Origin of the sequence: Occultella glacieicola, from assembly GCF_004353825.1 — a bacterium.
GTDB classification, from domain to species: domain Bacteria; phylum Actinomycetota; class Actinomycetes; order Actinomycetales; family Beutenbergiaceae; genus Occultella; species Occultella glacieicola.
The window spans coordinates 111,734-130,055 of sequence record NZ_SMNA01000008.1 but is presented as its reverse complement, the minus strand read 5'-3'; the positions used below and the strand labels follow the sequence as shown (position 1 = coordinate 130,055).

Here is an 18,322-nt window from a genome sequence, read left to right as displayed (position 1 = left end):
GGCGGGCCCCCTGGTCGGAGGCCCGCCGCCGTGGTGGAACTATGGTGCGCTACGACCTACGGGCGGCGCGACTCGCCGGCCTGGTCCGAGTACGACGAGGACACGTTGCCGCGACCCTCGACGTCGGAGAGCAGGCCCTCCAGGTAGCTCTTCAGGCGCGTGCGGTAGTCCCGCTCGAACACCCGCAGCTCGTCGATCTTGCGCTCGAGCAGGGAACGCTCACCCTCGAGCTGGTTGAGGGTGCGGGCCCGCTGCTCGTCGGCCTCGCGGGTGAGGCGCTCGCCCTCGGCCGTGGCGTCGGAGACGATCCGGTCGGCCTCGGCCTTGCCGTTGCTGACGTACTCGTCGTGGACCCGCTGGGCCAATTGGAGCATGCCGGTCGCGGACTCGGGCTCGGTCCCGGCGGACGGCGGGGTGAAGGCGGCCGCGGCTGCGGGGGCCGGTGCCTCCTCGGCCTCGGGGGCCGCCTCGGCCTCGGGCTGGTCGCCGACCGCGGCGAACTGCGTCGTGTCCTCGACGGAGGCGGCGGCTGCCTCGCCACCGCCGGCGAATCCGGACAACTCGGAGACGCGACGCTCCGCCGCCTCGAGCTTGGCCTTGAGCTCCTCGTTCTCGCCGCCGACCACCCGCAGGGTGTTCACGATCTCGTCGAGGAAGTCGTCGACCTCGTCCTGGTCGTAGCCCTCACGGAACTTGGTCGGCTGGAACTTCTTGTTGAGGACGTCGTCTGCCGTCAGCAGCGCCATAGTCGTCACCTCGGTCTAGGTCGTTCGGATCAGCGACAGTGTGTCACTGACGCAGGTTCACGGTAGCGGACTTCTCGGTACTTGCACCTCATGCAGGTGTCAGCGGTCGCAGGATGGCCATCAGCACGGAGACCACGATGATCAGCACGAGGAACGCGAGATCGAGGGAGAAGCCACCCAGGCGCAGCGGCGGGATCAGCCGACGGAGCGTCTTCAGCGGTGGGTCGGTGACGGTGTACACCACCTCGGCGACCACCAGCATCACGCCGGAAGGCTTCCACTCCCGGGCGAACTGGATCACCCAGTCCAGCACCACCCGGACCAGCAGGAGGATCAGGAACAGCAGGAGGACCAGATAGATGACCCCGACGACCCACGCCACGGTCAGCTCTGGTTGAAGAACCGGGCCTTGGTGTCGGGCTCGTGCGACTCGGTCGCCACCTCCACCGTGGCGGGCGAGAGCAGGAACACCCGGTTCGTCACGCGCTCGATGGCGCCCCGTAGCCCGAACACGAGACCGGCGGAGAAGTCGACGAGACGCTTGGCCTCGGCGTCGGTCATGTCGGTGAGGTTCATGATCACCGGGGTGCCGGACCGGAAGGCCTCACCGATCACCTTCGCGTCGTTGTAGGTACGCGGGTGCACGGTGGTGATGCGGCGCAGGTTCGCGCCGGTGTGCGACGCCGCGCGTGTGATCGGTGTCACCTGGGCCTCCTGGGCGGGCGTCTCCTCGACGGGCTCGTACGCGTCGTAGTCGTCGTAGGAGTCCTCGACGTCGTGGGTGTCCACGAGCCGGTCGTCGTAGGCGTTCTCACGGTCAGCCTCGGAGAGCCCGAGGTACATCATCGTCTTGCGCAGCGCTCCGGCCATGCCTGCTCCTCATGTGTTCGCCGGGCGGCGGGTGGTTCTCGCCCGTCGGGGTGGGGTGGGTGTCGTTGCCTCAGACGCTAGACCAGCCCTCCCGAGCCGTCCGGCACCGGTCGCGGCGTGTCGCCGCGGCTCGAACACGCCGCCGCTCACGCCTCGAGGGCGATCACGCCCGCGAACCGTCCGGTCACGCCGTCCCGGCGGTAGGAGAAGAGGTCCGGGTCCTCCCGGGTGCACCGGGCCTCGTGGTGCACCTCTGGCACCCCGGCGTCGGCGAGCTGGGCTCGAACCCCGGCGGCGAGGTCGAGGGCCGGCGTGCCCCAGGACGTGGTCGCAGCGACCACCGGCATCCGCGCCGCAACCTCGGCGCGCATGGCTTCGGGAACCTCGTAGCACCTGCCGCAGATGGACGGCCCGATGGCCGCGCGCCCGGCCGGCGACCCGGCGGCCGCCATCCGCGCGAGGGTGTGCGTCAGGACACCCGACACCAGGCCCCGCCGCCCCGCGTGAACGGCCGCGACCAGCCCGTCACCGGCGAGCAGGATCGGCACGCAGTCGGCGACCAGCACGCCGAGGGCCACGTCGACGCGGGCGGTCAGCAGGGCGTCCGCCTCGGCCACGGCGACCGTGCCCGCCGGCGGTGGTCCGGTCACCTCGTGGACGCGGTCGGAGTGCACCTGGGTCAGGAACGCCACCGGGCGCCCGAACCGGTCGGACACCCGGCGGCGGTTCACCGCGACAGCGGCGGGTTCGTCGGCCACCCCGGCGCCGAGGTTCAGGGACTCGTACACCCCGCGGCTGACGCCGCCGGCGCGAGTGGTGAAGCCGCCGACGGCGCCCGGGCCGAGGTCTGCGATGAGGACCTCACTTGAGGAAATCGGGCACGTCCAGGTCGTCGTCGCGACGGCTGCGAGGCTGCTCGTCGAAGACCCGTGGCACCTCCAGCCCCTGGGTCGGCTGGCCGTTCTGCGAGCCCCGCTCCCCAGCGGCCTGGGCCACGGGCACCGGCTCGCGCACAGGGGCCGCCGGGCGCGGCGCCGGCGTGACCTCCTCGACGCGCTCGGCGGGAGGCTCGACGACGGCCGGCGGCTGCGTCCGCTGCTGGACCGCCGGGGCGGCGCTCTGCTTCGGCTTGTTCTGCTGCTGGTCGGCGCGGTTGGCCGCCTTCGGGCCGCCCGCATCGAAGCCGGCCGCGATCACGGTGACCCGGACCTCGTCACCGAGGGCGTCGTCGATGACCGCACCGAAGATGATGTTCGCCTCCGGGTGCGCGGCCTCCTGGACCAGTCGGGCCGCCTCGTGGATCTCGAACAGCCCGAGGTCGCTGCCACCCTGGATGGACAGCAGCACCCCGTGGGCGCCGTCGATGCTCGCCTCCAGCAGCGGCGAGGAGATCGCCAGCTCGGACGCCTGCACCGCGCGGTCCTCCCCGCGTGCGGACCCGATCCCCATCAGCGCGCTGCCGGCGCCCTGCATCACCGACTTCACGTCGGCGAAGTCCAGGTTGATGAGGCCGGGCGTGGTGATCAGGTCCGTGATGCCCTGAACACCGGACAGGAGCACCTGGTCGGCGGACTTGAACGCGTCCAGCACGGACACGTTCCGGTCGCTGATCGACAGCAGCCGGTCGTTCGGGATCACGATCAGGGTGTCCACCTCGGCACGCAGGGCGTCGATGCCGGAGTCGGCCTGGACGCCGCGTCGGCGACCCTCGAACGTGAACGGGCGAGTGACCACGCCGATCGTCAGAGCCCCGAGGGAGCGCGCGATCTTCGCCACCACCGGCGCGCCGCCGGTGCCGGTGCCGCCACCCTCGCCCGCGGTGACGAAGACCATGTCCGCCCCGCGCAGGACCTCCTCGATCTCCTCGGCGTGGTCCTCGGCCGCCTTCTTGCCGACCTCCGGGTCGGCGCCGGCGCCGAGACCCCGGGTCAGTTCCCTGCCGACGTCGAGTTTCACGTCGGCGTCGCTCATCAACAGGGCCTGGGCGTCGGTGTTGACGGCGATGAACTCCACGCCCTTCAACCCGACCTCGATCATGCGGTTGACGGCGTTCACGCCGCCACCGCCGATCCCCACCACCTTGATGACCGCCAGATAGTTCTGCGGTGCCGCCACGTCAGTCCCTCTCGTTCGCCAGTCGCTCGGTACTGGGCCCTCAGTCACGGCCTCGGCCGATCGTGCTTCCCACTCGTGGGTCACCCGGGGACGACCCCTGGGACCCTCAACTCTCAACCTCAACCTGAGGTTGAGAGTTATGTCATTTTCTCGATGTCCATGACGCTAGGTGTCGCTGCCTCGATCGGCAATCACCACGCGGGCGTGTCGCGCCGCGGGTTTCGATCCACGGGTCCCGGGCTCATTCCCTGGTGATCGGGGTCAGCGGCGAGGACAGGTCGTAGACAGCGGCGGGGATGCCGCGCAACGTGGCCAGCACCCTCACCTTCAGTTCCCCGTCGGTCGCGCTCCCCCAGATCACCTCGGCACCGTCGGTGAGGGTGAAGCGGACCTGGTTCGGGGTCTGCGCGCCCGCGTCGGCGACCTCGGCGAGCAGTTCGGGTGGCAGTTCCGAGAGCACGGTCAGGACGGCCTGCAGGGAAGCCGCGGTGTTGTCCTGGCCGAGTGGCACGGTGATCACCGGCAGCGCCTCGGTCGGTGCCTCGGTCTGCGCCAGCTGCACGCCCTCGGCATCCAGGAGCACGAACCCGCCGGACTCGGCGGCAACGCTCGCGACCGGCACCCGTGGCTCGACCACCACCTCGATGCCGGAGGGCCAGACCCGGCTGATCTGCACGTCCCGCACACCGGTCAACGCCTCGATCCCGCCCGCCATGCCGGCCGTGTCGAGGCGGGCCAGGGGCACGCCGGCCTGCGCCGTGACGACCTCCCGGACCTGGGCGTCGGTCACGATCTGGGTGGTCCCGCTGATCGTGACCTCGTCCTCCTCGAGGGCGAGCACCGGGGAGTACAGGACCAGCCAGCTCAGGGCCGCGACGACCAGGATGCCGGCACCGATCCAGGCCAGGGTGCGCCACCGCAGCCGGCGCCGGGCCGAGCGGCGCTCGGCCACCCGTTCGGCCAGTTGGCCGCTGACCCGGCTCACCGTCGAGGCACCCCGGCCGACGGCGGAGGTCGGCTTCACGAGCGTGGTCGGCGGCCCCTTCGGCCCCTTCGGCGTAGCGGCGGACTCCGTGGTCTTCTTGGCGGCGCCCCCGGTCTTCTTGGCTGCTCCCGCCGTGGTCTTGGTGGCCGGTCGCGTCGCCGCCGGCGTGGCCGGCGGCGCGGCCCTGGCGACGGTGGTGGGCCTCGTCTGGCGCGGCTTGGCCGGCGCCCTCATCGGCCCGGCTCCGGTGCGAGCCCCGAGGGCCGGTCCTCCCGCGCGGCCAGGTCGGCGAGGATCACCGGGCCCAGCCGGGTCACATCGCCGGCTCCGACGGTGATCACGAGGTCGCCGGGCCGTGCGGCGGCGGCGACGGCGTGGGCGGCCTCGAGGTGGTCGGGCAGGTACCGCGCCCCCGGCAGCCGGTCGGCGATCAGTGCGGAGGTGACGCCGGGCCTGGGATCCTCCCGGGCCGGGTAGATCAAGGTCAGGACCACCTCGTCGGCACCGGCGAGGGCGTCGGCGAACTCGGCCGCGAACGCCTCGGTGCGCGAGAACAGGTGCGGCTGGAACAGCACAAGCAGCCGGCCGGCACCGACGGCCCGGCGGCCGGTCGCGACGGCGGCCGCCACCTTGGTGGGGTTGTGGGCGTAGTCGTCGACCACCCGGACGCCGGCCGCGGTGCCCTTGTCCTCGAAGCGGCGCGCCGTGCCGCTGAACGTACCGAGGGAGTTCGCCATGGTCGCCGGGTCGACACCGAGCTCCACCCCGGCTGCCCAGGCGGCGGTCGCGTTCGCAACGTTGTGCGCACCGGGAACGGCCAGGTCGAGCTCGAACTCGCCCGCGGCGGCGCGCAGCCGGGAGGAGGACGACCCGGCGCCCAGGTCGACTCCCGTGATCCGCACGTCGGCGTCGTCGGCGAGCCCGTAGGTGATGACACGGGCGCCGCGCGAGCGGGCCCGCTCGGTGAACCGACGCGCCCCGTCGTCGTCCGCGCAGGCGACCACCGCACCACCGGGCCGGACCCGGGCGGCGAAGTCGTCGAACGCGGCCTCGAAGGCGTCGGCGGTGCCGTAGTGGTCGAGGTGGTCCGGTTCGATGTTCGTGACGACGGCCACGCGCGGGGTGTAGTTCAGGAAGGAGCCGTCGGACTCGTCGGCCTCCGCCACGAACACGGTGCCGGTGCCCAGGTGCGCGCCGGTGCCGAGCGCCAGCACCCGGCCCCCGATCGCGAACGAGGGGTCGAGCCCGGCCTCGCGCAGCGCGACCGCCAGCATCGAGGACGTCGTGGTCTTGCCGTGCGCGCCGGCGACGGCCACGAAGTCGGTGTCGGCGGCGGCCAGGGCCAGACCCTGGGACCGGTGGATCACCTCGGTGCCGGCCGCGTGCGCCGCCAGCAGCTCGGGATTGTCGGTGCGGATCGCAGAGGAGACCACCACGAGGTCGGCCCCGGCCGCATGCGCCGGGTCGTGGCCGACGTGTACCTGCGCGCCGAGCCGGCCGAGCCGGTCCAGGACGTCGGATGCCTGGCTGTCCGAACCGCTGACCTCGTGTCCGCGGGCGAGCATGAGTTCGGCGACGACGGACATCCCGGCGCCGCCGATGGCGATGAAGTGGACCCTCATGCGGCGGACCCCCGCGCGTCGCGACGAGCGGCGCCGCGGACCAGGTCGGCGAGACGGGTGGCGCCGTCGCGCACCCCCACCGATGCCGCCCGACGACCCATCTCGGTGAGCCGCTCGGCGTCGGCGACGAGCGGGAGGACCCGCTCGGTCAGCCACTGGGCGGTGAGGTCGGCGTCCGGGATCAGGATGCCGCCACCGGCCGCCACGGTGGCCGCCGCGTTCAGTCGCTGCTCACCGTTGCCGACGGGCAGCGGCACGTACACGGCGGGGATGCCGAGGGCACTGAGCTCGCTGACCGTGCCGGCGCCGGAACGGGCGATCACGAGGTCCGTGCAGGCCAGCGCGTCCTCCATCTCGGACAGGTACTCGCGCACGTGGTAGTGGGCCCGGACGTCGTCACCCGCGTCCGCCAGGGCCTCGGTGACCCCCGCGGACTTGCCCCGGCCGGTCAGGTGCAGCACCTGGGCCCCGGAAGCGACGAACTGGGCCGCGACCTGCGGCACGGCGGTGTTCAGCCGGAGCGCGCCGAGCGACCCACCGGTGACCAGCACCGTGGTCCGGTCGGGATCCAGACCGAGGGATCGCGCCCCGTGCCGGGCCGCACCGGGCGCGTCGGTGGCCCGCGCGGCGACCAGGTCGGCGATCGCGGGCCGTAGCGGCAGCCCCACCAGCGTCGCACCGGGCAGGGGCGTGTCGGGGAAGGTGACGCCGACGGCGGCCGCGAACCTCGCGCCGACACGGTTCGCCAGGCCGGGCCGGGCATTCTGTTCGTGCACCACGATCGGGACGCCCCGCCGTCGGGCCGCCATGTAGGCGGGGGTGGCGACGTAGCCGCCGAACCCGACCACCACGTCGGCGTCGGCCGCGTCGAGGGCGTCGGCCGCGGTCCGGACGGCGGCGCGCCAGCGTCCGGGGAACGCCAGCCATTCGGTGGACGGTCGGCGCGGCAACGGCACCTTGGGGATGACCGTCAGACCCAGGCCCGCCGCGGGCACCAGGTCCGCCTCGAGGCCCTCGGCGGTGCCGAGCACGAGGACGCGGGTGTCGCGCTCGGTGCGGCACAGTTCCGCCGCGGTGGCGAGCAGCGGGTTCACGTGTCCGGCCGTGCCACCGCCGGCCAGGACGACGCTGAGATCAGCCACGGGCCTTACCCGAGGCCAGGCGCGGTGCGATCACGGCGAGGGACCGGCGCACCGACGCCTTGCGCGCGGCGAGCGCCTCCTTCGCACCGGGCTCCGAACGCGCGAACGCGAGCACGATGCCGAGCGCGGCCAGCGTGGTGACCAGGGCCGAGCCACCGGCGGAGACCAGCGGCAGCGGCAGCCCGATCACGGGCAGCACCCCGATCACGACGCCGATGTTGATCAGGGCCTGGCCGATGATCCAGCAGCCGATCGCGGCGGTGGTGATCTTCACGAACGGGTCGGGGTGTCGCTTGATGATCCTGGTCAGGCCGACCGCGAGGGCACCGAACAGGACCAGGACGAGCAGCGTGCCGAGCAGGCCGAGCTCCTCGCCGATGATCGCGAAGATGAAGTCGTTGTGCCCCTCCGGCAGCCACAGCCACTTCTCCCGGGAACCGCCGAGGCCCACTCCGGAGATGCCACCGGTGCCCAGGCCGCCGAGCGCGTGCCGGGGCTGCAGCCCGAGTCCCATCGGGTCGGCGGTCTCCGGGGAGAGGAAGCTCAGCAGGCGGTCGCGGCGGTTGTCCGAGGAGACCGCGAGGTAGGCCACCGCGGCGGTGATCCCGGCGGCCGCCACCGAGAACATCGACAGCGGCACTCCGGCCACCCACAGGGCGCCGCCGACCAGGGCGATCATGATCAGGGCGGTGCCGAGGTCGTGCGTGTAGAGCACGATGCCGAGGAAGGCGCCCGCGACGAGCACGGCGGGCATGAGCACGTGCGACCACTGCTTCAGCAGCGGGCCCTTGGCGGCGAGCACGGCGCCGAGCCAGACCGCCAGCGCCAGCTTGGAGAACTCGGCGGGCTGCAGGTTCTGCGGGCCGATGTGGATCCAGCCCGAGTTCCCGCCCTGACTCAGCGACAGCGGGGTGAACACCAGCAGCTGCAGCCCGAGGGCGCCGATGATGCCGATCCAGGCGAGCCTGCGGATCAGCCGTGGCGGAAGGCGGGAGATCCCGTACGCCACCGGGGCGGCGACGAGCGCGAACTTGGCCTGGTTGAGGAAGTCGGCGAACGGCGTCGCCCCACCGGAGTCCCGCAGCGAGTACACGGTGGAGGCGGACAGCACCATGATCAGGCCGAGGAGGAGCAGGAGCAGGGTCGAGCCGCCGACCAGGTAGTAGCTCGTCGCCGGTGAGCTCCAGGTGGCTGTGCGAGCCGTCGATGCGACCTTCGCGCGGCCCGCGCGTGGCGTGGATCCAGCGGACGTGGCCCGGCTGGTGCCGCCGGCACGCGGGGGCGTGGCGCGGCTCGCGCCGGCCCGGGTGGTGGGTCGCCGGGCCGGGCGGGTCGCGGTCCGGCGCGGGGCCTCGACCGTGGTCATCGGCCCGCCGCCAGGTCGGTCACGGCGGCGGCGAAGGCGTCACCGCGCTCGGCGTAGGAGCGGAACTGGTCCATCGAGGCGCAGGCGGGCGCGAGCAGGACCACGTCGCCCGGCCGGGCGTGCTCACGTGCCCGGGTCACTGCCGTCCTCATGACCTCAGTGTCACCAGCGGGCACCACGGTTCGCGGGACGTCGGGGGCGTGTCGGGAAAGTGCGTCGACGATGGGCTCGGGGTCCACCCCGATGACCACGGCCGCCCGGAGCCGGTCCCGGCGGGAGACGACCAGGTCGTCGAACCGGGCCCCCTTCGCGAGACCGCCGGCGATCCAGACCGCCCGGCCCTCCTCGACGCCCGCGAGGGCGGCGGCGGCGGCGTGCGCATTGGTGGCCTTCGAATCGTCGACGTACCGGACGCCGTCGACCTCTGCGACCTCCTCCATCCGGTGCCCGCCGGGTGCGTAGGAGCGCAGCCCCTGCGCGACCGCGGGGGCGGGCACGTCCGCGGCCCGGGCCAGCGCGGCGGCCGCGAGCGCGTTCGCGACGACGTGCGGCGGGAGCGGTCCGGCGGCCAGGTGCGCGAGGTCGGCGAGCGTGCCGAGCTCGGCGGCGTGGCTGGACCGGTTCGGGACGAACGCCCGGTCGGCGAGGACGTCCTCGACGAGGCCGACCTCGCTGAGCCCCGGGGAACCGAGCGTGAACCCGACCGCGCGGGCACCCTCGACGACCTCGGCCGACTCGACCATCGCGCGGGTGGCCGGATCGGCGACGTTGTACACGCAGGCCACCCGGGCACCGGAGTACACCCGGGCCTTGTCCGCGGCGTAGCCGGCCCGCCCGCCGTGCCAGTCGAGGTGGTCGTCGGCGAGGTTCAGGCAGGCTCCGGCCACGGGCGAGACCGAGTGGGTGAAGTGCAGCTGGAAGCTGGACAGCTCCACGGCCAGGGCGTCCAACCGGTCGCCGCCGGCGCGGGAGTTCAGCACGGTCTCGGCGATCGGGGTGCCGACGTTCCCGACGGCGGGCGCGTTCCGTCCCGCCGCGGCCAGGATCGAGGCCAGCATGCCGACCGTCGTGGTCTTGCCGTTGGTGCCGGTCAGGGTGAGCCAGTCCACGTCGGGCCTGCAGATCTGCCAGGCGAGCTCCACCTCGCTCCACACCGGGGTCCCGGCATCGACGGCGTGGGCGAGCAGGGGGGTGCGTGGGTTCAGCCCCGGCGAGGTGACCACGATGGCCGGGTCGGTGCCCAGGGCGCGCTCGGCCAGCCGCTCGGGGTCGGCATCCGCGATCAGGGCGACCCCGCTCGGCAGGTCCACCCGGTCGCCGACCTGCGGGTCCGCGTCGACGGCGGTGACCCGGGCACCGAGCTCGGTGAGCACGGTGACGGCCGAGAGCCCGGACGTGCCGAGTCCGGCGACTACGACCCTGGTCCCGCGGAGTTCGTCGATGGCGGTACCGGCGCTCAACCGACGACCCATTCCGCGTAGAAGAGGCCGAGCCCCGCGCACACGAACAGGGCCGCGATGATCCAGAACCGGATCACGATCGTGACCTCGCCCCAGCCCATCAGCTCGAAGTGGTGGTGCAGCGGGGCCATCTTGAAGACCCGTCTGCCGGTCATCTTGAAGAACCCGATCTGGATCACGTCGGAGAGCACGATGATCACGAACAGGCCGCCGATGATGGCGGCGAGGATCTCGGTGCGGGTGAGGATCGAGATGCCGGCCAGGGCGCCGCCGAGGGCGAGCGACCCGGTGTCGCCCATGAAGATCTTCGCCGGGGACGCGTTCCACCAGAGGAACCCGAAGCAGGCCCCGACGATCGCCGCGGCGATGATCGCGAGGTCCCGTGGGTCGCGCACCTCGTAGCAGCTCTGCCCGACCCGGGACAGGATCTGGCAGCTCTGGTTCATCTGCCACATCGTCACCAGGATGTAGGCCCCGAACACGAGCATCGAGGCGCCGGTGGCGAGACCGTCGAGTCCGTCGGTGAGGTTCACCGCGTTCGACCACGCCGTGATCAGGAAGTTCGCCCAGATCACGAACAGGATCAGGCCGACGGCGGCGCCCGCGAACGCGAGGTCGATGCCCAGGTCACGCGAGAACGAGATGTGCGTGCTCGCGGGGGTCCGCCAGCGCTCGTTCGGGAACTGCAGCACCAGGACCGAGAACACGATGCCGACCACGCCCTGGCCGATGATCTTCCATTTCGGGCTCAGGCCGAGGGATCGCTGCCGGCTGATCTTGATGAAGTCGTCGAGGAAGCCGATCACGCCGAGGCCGACCATGAGGAACAGCAGCAGCAGGCCCGAGGCGCTCGGCCTGCTGCCGGCGAAGACGTTCGCGAACGCGTACGCGATCAGCGTGGCCATGATGATGACCACCCCGCCCATGGTGGGCGTCCCGCGCTTGGTGAAGTGCGCCGTCGGGCCGTCCTGGCGGATGAACTGGCCGTAGTTGCGGTGGACCAGGAACCGGATGAAAAGCGGCGTGCCGAACAACGAGACGAGCAGGGCGACCGCCCCGGAGGCGAGGATGGCGATCACTGCTGGACCTCCGTGAGTTCGGTGAGACGGTCGGCCAGCGCCGCCAGCCCCGCCCCCTTGGAGGACTTGACGAGGACCACGTCACCGTGGCGCAGCTGCGCACCGAGCAGGTCGAGGGCCGCCTCGACGGTCCCGGTCGTGCGGACGGCGTCGCCCGCACCGGCCGCGAAGGCACCGTCGGCGATCGGTCGGGCCCCGGCACCGACGACGACGAGCAGGTCGACACCGCGCTCGACGGCGTAGCGCCCGACCGCTCGATGCTCACCTGGGCCGGTGTCCCCGAGTTCGAGCATCTCGCCGAGCACGGCGACGCTGCGCCGGCCGCCGCCCGCGACGGCGACCAGGGCGTCCAGGCCGGCCCGCATCGAGTCCGGGTTGGCGTTGTAGGCATCGTCGATGAGGGTGACGCCGCCGGCGAGGGTCGTGACGTGCATCCGGTGCGCGCTGAGGGCCCCGGCCTCGGCGAGAACCCCCGCGACCTCCTCGAGCGGACGGCCGAGGTCGAGGGCCACCGTGGCCGCGGCGAGCGCGTTGCCGACGTGGTGGGCACCGACCAGGGCGAGCGTCACGTCGGCCCGTCCCTGCGCCGTCGTGAGGGTGAACCGGGCGTGACCGGCCGCGTCGAGGGTGACGCCCTCGGCGCGCACGTCTGCCGCAGGGTCGGCGCTGGCGAACGTGAGCACGCGCTCCCCCGCTGCCAGGGGCGCCATCGCGGCGACCCGCCGGTCGTCGGCGTTCAGGACGGCGACGCCGTGGCGGCGCAGACCCTGGACGAGCTCGGACTTCGCGGCGGCGATCCCGTCCCGGTCCCCGAACCCGGCCAGGTGGGCCGTGCCGACCATCAGCACGACGGCGACGTCCGGGGGCGCGATCGAGGTCAGGTAGGTGAGGTTGCCGGGCGCGTCGGCGCCCATCTCGAGCACCAGCGCGACGGTGCCCCCGTCGGCGCGCAGCACGGTCAGCGGCAGCCCGATCTCGTTGTTGAAGGAGCCGACCGGGGCGATCACCGGCCCCAGTGGCGCGAGCAGCCGGGCGAGCAGGTCCTTCGTGCTGGTCTTGCCCGCGGACCCGGTGATCGCGACCACGAGCACGTCCCGCTCCGCGCGTAGCGTGGCCAGCACCGCCCGAGCCAGGTCCCCCAGAGCCCGTTGGACGTCCGGGACCTGCACCAGCGGGACACTCACCCCGGCGACCGGACGGGCGACCAGGGCCGTGACCGCACCGCGGCCCAGGGCGGCCGACACGTAGTCGTGGCCGTCCACCTGCTCGCCGGGCAACGCCACGAACAGCGAGCCGGGGCCGGCCTCCCGGGAGTCGATGACGACGTCGGCCACCACCGAGTTCTCCCCCGACGTGAGTGAGTCCGTGGGCGCAGCGGTCCCCTCGGGCCAGATCACCCGCCCGCCGGTGCTGGCGGCGATCTGCGCCACTGTGAGTTGGATCATGGCTCCTCGGTGCGCTGGGGGGACCGCTCTGACATCGCGGTGCGCACCTCCTCCCGGTCGTCGAGGTGGTACTCCACCCCGGCGATCTCCTGCAGGGTCTCGTGGCCTCGGCCCGCTATCAGCACGGTATCGGCAGGCCCGGCGAATCTGATCGCACGGTGGATCGCGGTGCGCCGTGGCGCGACCTCGAACAGGTCAACGGCACGTCCGGTGCGCTGCGCCGCGGGGAGCGCCCGGAGGGCCCCGGCCATGACCTCGGCGCGGATCGCCGAGGCCTCCTCGTCGTGGGGGTCGTCGTCGGTGATCACCACGACGTCCGCGTGCTCGACGGCGACGCGCCCCATCACGGCCCGCTTGCCCCGGTCCCGTTCCCCGGTCGCGCCGAACACGACGAAGAGGCGGCCCTTCGTCGAGGGTCGCAGCGCGGCCAGCGCGAGGCGCAGTGCGTCGGCGTTGTGGGCGAAGTCGACGATGCACCGCGGCCGGTTCGCGACCAGTTCCATGCGGCCGGGGACCACGGCGCGCAGGCCGTGCGGCAGGGCGTGGTTCAACTCGGCGGGCGTGGTGCCGGACTCGATGGCCATGACCAGCGCCACCGCCGCGTTGGCGACGTTGAAGCGGCCGGGCAGGTGCACCGTGGTCGACAGGCTGCGTCCGGAGGAGTGGGTGATCGTGAAGTCGGTGTGGTCGGCGGCCGTGTGGTTGATGACGATCATCCAGTCGGCGTCGCGGCCGGCCGCCCCGGTGCCCACGGTGACGATGTCGATGCCTGCCTGCTCGGCCAGTCGACGGCCCCAGGCGTCGTCGACGAGCACCACCCCACGGCGGGCGTGCGCGGGCGTGAACAACGAAGCCTTGGTCGCGAAGTAGTGGTCGATGCCGCCGTGGAAGTCGAGGTGGTCCTCGGTCAGGTTGGTGAACGCGACCACGTCGAAGACCACACCGTCCACACGGTGCAGGGCGAGCGCGTGCGAGGAGACCTCCATGATCACGGCGTCGACGTCCGCGGCGACCATCTCGGTCAGCAGCGCGTGCAGTTGCGGGGCCTCCGGGGTGGTCAGCCGGGCGGGGGTGCGATCGGGGCCGACCTTGAGCTCGACGGTGCCGATCAGCCCGGTCCGTCCGCCGAGCGACGAGAGGATCTCCTCGAGCAAGTAGGTGGTGGTGGTCTTGCCGTTGGTGCCGGTCACCCCGAACGTCCGGACCTTCTCGGCGGGTTCATGGTGCACCCAGGCGGAGACGTCACCGAGGATCAGCCGGGGGTCGTCCGCGACGAGCACCGGCACACGTGTCCGGGCGACCTCGGCACCATCGGCGATGAGCGCGGCCCCGGCGGCGTCGGTGAGGACGGCCACGGCACCCGCCTCAACGGCGGGCGCGACGAACGCGGCGCCGTGCACCCTCGCGCCGGGAAGTGCGGCGAACAGGTACCCGTCGGCAGTCGTGCGGTTGTCCAGACTGACGCCGGTGAGCGTGATCCCGGCGGCGTCGGACGTCGCCGGAAGCGTCAGACCGAACGCGTCCGCGAGGGCCGCCAGGGTGCGTGGTCGCCCCGCTTCGCCAGTGGTGCTCATGGGAGGAAAATCTACCGTTTCAGGAGGCATCCGGCGTCAGCGGGTACGGCTGCGCCGGCTCCGTGCTGGGGGCCACACCGCGCGACTGCAGGGCGAACGCGGTGACATCGTGGAACACCGGGGCGGCGATGGTGCCGCCGTAGATCCCGCTGGACGGGTTGTACAGGATCACCCCGACGGCCAGATCCGGGTCGTCCGCCGGGGCGATGCCGACGAAGGACGCGGCGACGTCGTTGAGCTGGCCGGTCTCATCGGCCACCTGCGCGGTGCCGGTCTTGCCCGCGATCCGGTACCCCTCGATCGCGGCGTGACCTCCGGTGCCGGCGTCGCCGACGACGCTCTCCAGCATCCGGATCATCTGCTCGCTGCTCTCCGGCGAGACCACCTGCTCCGGCTCGGCCGGCTCGTTCTCGATGAACTCGCCGTCGCAGTCGTAGCCGTCCACCAGGCGTGGGGTGATGTGGACACCGTCGTTCGCGATCGTGGAGAAGACCCCGGTGTTCTGCAGGAGGGTCACCGCGACGCCCTGCCCGAACATGGTCGTGAACCGCTGGCGGCCGTCCCACTCCTCGGCGGCGTTCAGGATCCCGCCGGATTCCCCGGGCAGCCCGATCCCGGTCGCCTCCGCCCAGCCGAGGCGCTGCATGTACTCGTACCGGGTGGCGTCCGACATGAGGGACCCGATGTTCACGGTCCCCGTGTTCGCGGATTCGGCGAGCACGCCCGTCGTGGTCAGGATCTGGTCGGGGTGCTCGGTGTGGTCGTGGAAGGTCTGACCGTTGTCGGTGGTGAGCCGGTACGGGTCCTCGACCGGGCTGGTCGGGGTGATCACGCCCTCCTCGAGCGCGCTGAGCACCGTGAGCACCTTGCCGGTCGAGCCCGGCTCGTACGGGCTCGTCACCGAGCGGGCACCGCGGTCGTCGGCCGGTGTCGCGCCCGGGTTGTTCGGGTCGACGCTGTCGGAGTCCGCGAGCGCCACGATCCGGCCGGTGCTCACCTCGACCACGACGACCGCTCCCCAGCTCGCGCCGTAGAGGTCGACGGCGTCGTCGATGACCTGTTGCGTGTACCACTGCACGTCGGAGTCGATGGTCAGGTTCACGTCGCAGCCCGGCATCGCCGGGGTGGTGGACTGCTGTCCGGTCGGGATCACCTGGCCGGACGTGCTGATCTCGACCTGCAGCCGGCCGTCGGTACCGAGCAGGTCGGAGTTCTGGGTCTGTTCGATACCGGCGGCACCCTCGCCCTCGGAGTTCACCCAGCCGAGGATGTTGCCGGCCGTCCGGCCGTTCGGATAGACGCGTTCGAACGTGTCCTCGGAGGAGACCCCGTTGATCCCGAGCGCGGCGATCTGCTGCCAGACCTCGGGCGAGACGTCGCGAGCCAGGACGTGGTAGCCGTCGTCCCCGACCAGTTGCGCCCCGAGCACGTTGGCGTCCACGCCCAGCACCGGGGCCAGGACCTCGGCGGCCGCCGCAGCGCCGTACCCGACCACCTCGTCGTTGTCGTCATAGACGCGGAAGTCCGGGACCTGGGTTTGGTTGACGACCACGCGGTAGGTCTGCACGGTCGTGGCCAGCACGGTGCCGTCGGCGTCGACGATGTCCCCCCGCGGCCCGGTCAGCGTGTAGGTCCGGGTGCGTTCGTCGAGGGCGGCCTGGGCCAGGCTCGGCCCGATGATCGCCTGGACGTAGACGAGCCGGCCAGCGAAGGCCAGGATCACCGCCAGGAGTGCGGCGAGCAGGATCGTCTGGCGCCGCTCCGGCGTGCCGAGCGCCGTGAACGGGTTCTGTCCTCGTGCCACCGGCCTCACCCCTCGTCACCGATCAGGCCGGCAGCCTCACCGACGACGGTGCCGTCTGCCAGGCGGATGTAGCTCATCCCCTCCGCGGGCACCATCCCCAGTGCCGCGGCCCGGTCGGCCAGCGCGGACGGCGAGGCAAGCGTGTCCACCTGCTGGGTGAGCCGCTGCTGTTCCTCCGACAGCCGAGCGAGCGCGACCTCCTGGTCGTGCATCTCGTAGGCGGTCGAGGCCATCGCCGTGTTCAGCATCAGGGCACCGAGGAGTGCGCCGCCGAGGACCGCCATGCACAACAGGATGAACGGCAGGACGCTCCGCGCGGGTGCAGGCGCGCGGACGATCCGCAACCTCGGTCGCCAGGTCGGGACGGCGAGCGGTCGGGACGTGCGTGGGGCGCGGGCCGGCATGGCGCTCACTGGTGGGCCTCCAGGTGGGTGGGGGTGGGGCGCAGCCGCTCGGCGGCCCGAAGCCGGACCGACGCCGAGCGGGGATTGCGGGCCTGTTCGGCCTGATCGGCCTCCTCGGCGCCGCGGGTGAGCAGTTGCAGGTACGGCTCGTGCTCACGCAGTTCCACCGGGAGACCCGGTGGGGTGGAGGACGTCGCCCCGCGGGCCAGTGCCCGCTTGACGATCCGGTCCTCCAAGGACTGGAAGGACATCACGACGATGCGTCCGCCGACGGCGAGGGTGTCCACGGCGGCCGGCACCGCGCGCTCGAGCACCTCGAGCTCGGCGTTGACCGCGATCCGCAGGGCCTGGAAGGTCCGTTTGGCGGGGTTCCCGCCAGTGCGCCGGGCAGCCTGCGGGATGTTGTCGCGGACCAGGTCGACCAGCTGGCCGGAACGGGTCACCGGGTCGCTGTCACGCCGGGCGACGATCGCCCTCGCGATCCGCGGCGCGAACTTCTCCTCGCCGTAGCGGTACAGGATCGTGCGCAGTTCCTGCTCCGGCTCCTGCGCGAGCAGGTCGGCCGCGGTGCGGCCGGTCGTCTGGTCCATGCGCATGTCCAGGGGTGCGTCCTGGGCGTAGGCGAAGCCCCGCTCGGCCTCGTCGAGCTGCATCGAGGAGACGCCGAGGTCGAGCAGGATCGCCTGGACCCGCCCGGTCTCGGTGTGATCGGCGACCACCTCCCCGATCGCGTCGTGGACGGCATGGACGGGGGTGAAGCGGTCGGCGAACGGCGCCAGCCGGCGTGCCGCCAGGGCGAGGGCGGCCGGATCGCGGTCGATGCCGATGACGCGTGCCTGCGGAAAGGCGGACAGCACGAGTTCACTGTGCCCACCGAGGCCGAGAGTGCCGTCCACGTAAACGGCTCCGGGCTCGGCCAGCGCCGGCCCGAGCAGCTCGAGGCACCGGTCGGCGAGCACCGGGATGTGCCTGCCGTCGATGTCCTCGGTGCTCATGGGGCCTTCCTGCGGAGCTCGGCCGGATCGGTGGTGGGAGGTGGACTGGTGGTGGGAAGTGGACTGGTGGTGGGAAGTGGAGTGAGTGGGTGGTCGGGAGGCCCTCCGCCGCCCGACCAGGACTCCCCCCGCCTGCTCTGGCGCCGGGGAAGTGCGTCAGAGTCGCGGTGAGAGACCTCGTGGGGCGGTGGTGCGTCAGAGACCCGGGATCACCTCCTCGCTGATGTCGGCGAAGGCCTGCTCGGATGCCTCGAGGTAGGTGGCCCACGCCTCGGAGTCCCAGATCTCGATCCGGGTGCCGGTACCGATCACGGCCAGTTCCCGGTTCAGACCGGCGTATTTGCGCAGGTTCGCGGGGATCGTCACGCGTCCCTGCCGGTCCGGGATCTCCTCGGACGCCCCGGACAGGAACACCCGCATGTAGTCGCGGGTGCGCTTGTCCGCGCTGGAGGCCTGCCGGAGCTCGGTGTGGACACGTTCGAACTCATCGCGGGGGAAGGCGTACAGACAGCGGTCCTGGCCCCGGGTGATGAACACTCCCGGCGCCATCTCCTCGCGGAACTTGGCGGGCAGGATCAGGCGGCCCTTCTCGTCCAGCCGTGGCTCGTACGTACCGAGAAACATCGCCACCCCCTTCCCACATCACTCCGGATACCCCCACGCTACTCCACTTTGCTCCACCCACAAGGCAGATTGCCGATCAAGTCGTGAAGAT

Annotated in this window: 17 protein-coding genes; all 17 read right to left on the bottom strand. The window is 72.2% G+C overall.

Annotated elements, in window-relative coordinates; genetic code table 11:
- Positions 1–56: 56 nt before the first annotated feature.
- Positions 57–746, bottom strand: a complete 690-nt coding sequence (locus EXU48_RS17110; protein ID WP_207947795.1) for a DivIVA domain-containing protein — start codon at positions 744–746, stop codon at positions 57–59.
- A gap of 88 nt (positions 747–834) precedes the next feature.
- A complete protein-coding gene (locus EXU48_RS17105) occupies positions 835–1,128 on the bottom strand; it encodes a YggT family protein (RefSeq protein ID WP_133108891.1) in 294 nt (97 codons plus the stop codon).
- A gap of 2 nt (positions 1,129–1,130) precedes the next feature.
- A complete protein-coding gene (locus EXU48_RS17100; protein WP_133108890.1) occupies positions 1,131–1,616 on the bottom strand; it encodes a cell division protein SepF in 486 nt (161 codons plus the stop codon).
- A 146-nt stretch (positions 1,617–1,762) separates the two neighbouring features.
- The gene (pgeF, locus tag EXU48_RS17095; protein ID WP_328591652.1) at positions 1,763–2,470 is read right to left on the bottom strand and encodes a peptidoglycan editing factor PgeF; all 708 of its coding nucleotides are present in this window, start codon (positions 2,468–2,470) and stop codon (positions 1,763–1,765) included.
- A 7-nt stretch (positions 2,471–2,477) separates the two neighbouring features.
- Positions 2,478–3,731: a cell division protein FtsZ gene (gene ftsZ, locus EXU48_RS17090; protein ID WP_133108889.1), complete on the bottom strand. Its 1,254-nt coding sequence runs from the start codon at positions 3,729–3,731 to the stop codon at positions 2,478–2,480.
- 241 nt (positions 3,732–3,972) lie between these two features.
- On the bottom strand, positions 3,973–4,950 hold the full coding sequence (locus EXU48_RS17085; protein ID WP_133108888.1) for a cell division protein FtsQ/DivIB: 978 nt from the start codon (positions 4,948–4,950) through the stop codon (positions 3,973–3,975).
- The gene (gene murC, locus EXU48_RS17080; protein ID WP_133108887.1) at positions 4,947–6,338 is read right to left on the bottom strand and encodes a UDP-N-acetylmuramate--L-alanine ligase; all 1,392 of its coding nucleotides are present in this window, start codon (positions 6,336–6,338) and stop codon (positions 4,947–4,949) included. Before murC ends, EXU48_RS17085 begins: the two co-directional genes overlap by 4 nt.
- On the bottom strand, positions 6,335–7,480 hold the full coding sequence (gene murG / locus EXU48_RS17075; protein ID WP_133108886.1) for an undecaprenyldiphospho-muramoylpentapeptide beta-N-acetylglucosaminyltransferase: 1,146 nt from the start codon (positions 7,478–7,480) through the stop codon (positions 6,335–6,337). The genes murC and murG overlap by 4 nt, the downstream gene beginning before the upstream one ends.
- Positions 7,473–8,846: a peptidoglycan glycosyltransferase FtsW gene (locus EXU48_RS17070; RefSeq protein WP_133108885.1), complete on the bottom strand. Its 1,374-nt coding sequence runs from the start codon at positions 8,844–8,846 to the stop codon at positions 7,473–7,475. Before EXU48_RS17070 ends, murG begins: the two co-directional genes overlap by 8 nt.
- Entirely contained in the window at positions 8,843–10,306 is a 1,464-nt protein-coding gene (murD, locus tag EXU48_RS17065; protein ID WP_235857094.1) for a UDP-N-acetylmuramoyl-L-alanine--D-glutamate ligase, read from the bottom strand. Before murD ends, EXU48_RS17070 begins: the two co-directional genes overlap by 4 nt.
- The gene (mraY, locus tag EXU48_RS17060; protein ID WP_133108883.1) at positions 10,303–11,385 is read right to left on the bottom strand and encodes a phospho-N-acetylmuramoyl-pentapeptide-transferase; all 1,083 of its coding nucleotides are present in this window, start codon (positions 11,383–11,385) and stop codon (positions 10,303–10,305) included. The genes murD and mraY overlap by 4 nt, the downstream gene beginning before the upstream one ends.
- Positions 11,382–12,830: a UDP-N-acetylmuramoyl-tripeptide--D-alanyl-D-alanine ligase gene (locus tag EXU48_RS17055; protein ID WP_133108882.1), complete on the bottom strand. Its 1,449-nt coding sequence runs from the start codon at positions 12,828–12,830 to the stop codon at positions 11,382–11,384. Before EXU48_RS17055 ends, mraY begins: the two co-directional genes overlap by 4 nt.
- Entirely contained in the window at positions 12,827–14,404 is a 1,578-nt protein-coding gene (locus tag EXU48_RS17050) for a UDP-N-acetylmuramoyl-L-alanyl-D-glutamate--2,6-diaminopimelate ligase (protein WP_133108881.1), read from the bottom strand. Before EXU48_RS17050 ends, EXU48_RS17055 begins: the two co-directional genes overlap by 4 nt.
- Positions 14,405–14,423: 19 nt before the next feature.
- Positions 14,424–16,208, bottom strand: a complete 1,785-nt coding sequence (locus EXU48_RS17045; RefSeq protein ID WP_165962869.1) for a peptidoglycan D,D-transpeptidase FtsI family protein — start codon at positions 16,206–16,208, stop codon at positions 14,424–14,426.
- A 5-nt stretch (positions 16,209–16,213) separates the two neighbouring features.
- Positions 16,214–16,612, bottom strand: a complete 399-nt coding sequence (locus tag EXU48_RS17040; RefSeq protein ID WP_133108989.1) for a hypothetical protein — start codon at positions 16,610–16,612, stop codon at positions 16,214–16,216.
- Between the two features lie 5 nt (positions 16,613–16,617).
- Positions 16,618–17,607 carry a 16S rRNA (cytosine(1402)-N(4))-methyltransferase RsmH gene (gene rsmH, locus EXU48_RS17035; protein WP_133108879.1) on the bottom strand — a complete coding sequence of 330 codons (990 nt, stop codon included), beginning with the start codon at positions 17,605–17,607 and terminating at the stop codon, positions 16,618–16,620.
- Positions 17,608–17,802: 195 nt separating this feature from the next.
- Complete coding sequence (gene mraZ, locus EXU48_RS17030; protein ID WP_133108878.1) at positions 17,803–18,231, bottom strand: division/cell wall cluster transcriptional repressor MraZ; 429 nt, start codon at positions 18,229–18,231, stop codon at positions 17,803–17,805.
- Positions 18,232–18,322: the final 91 nt, after the last annotated feature.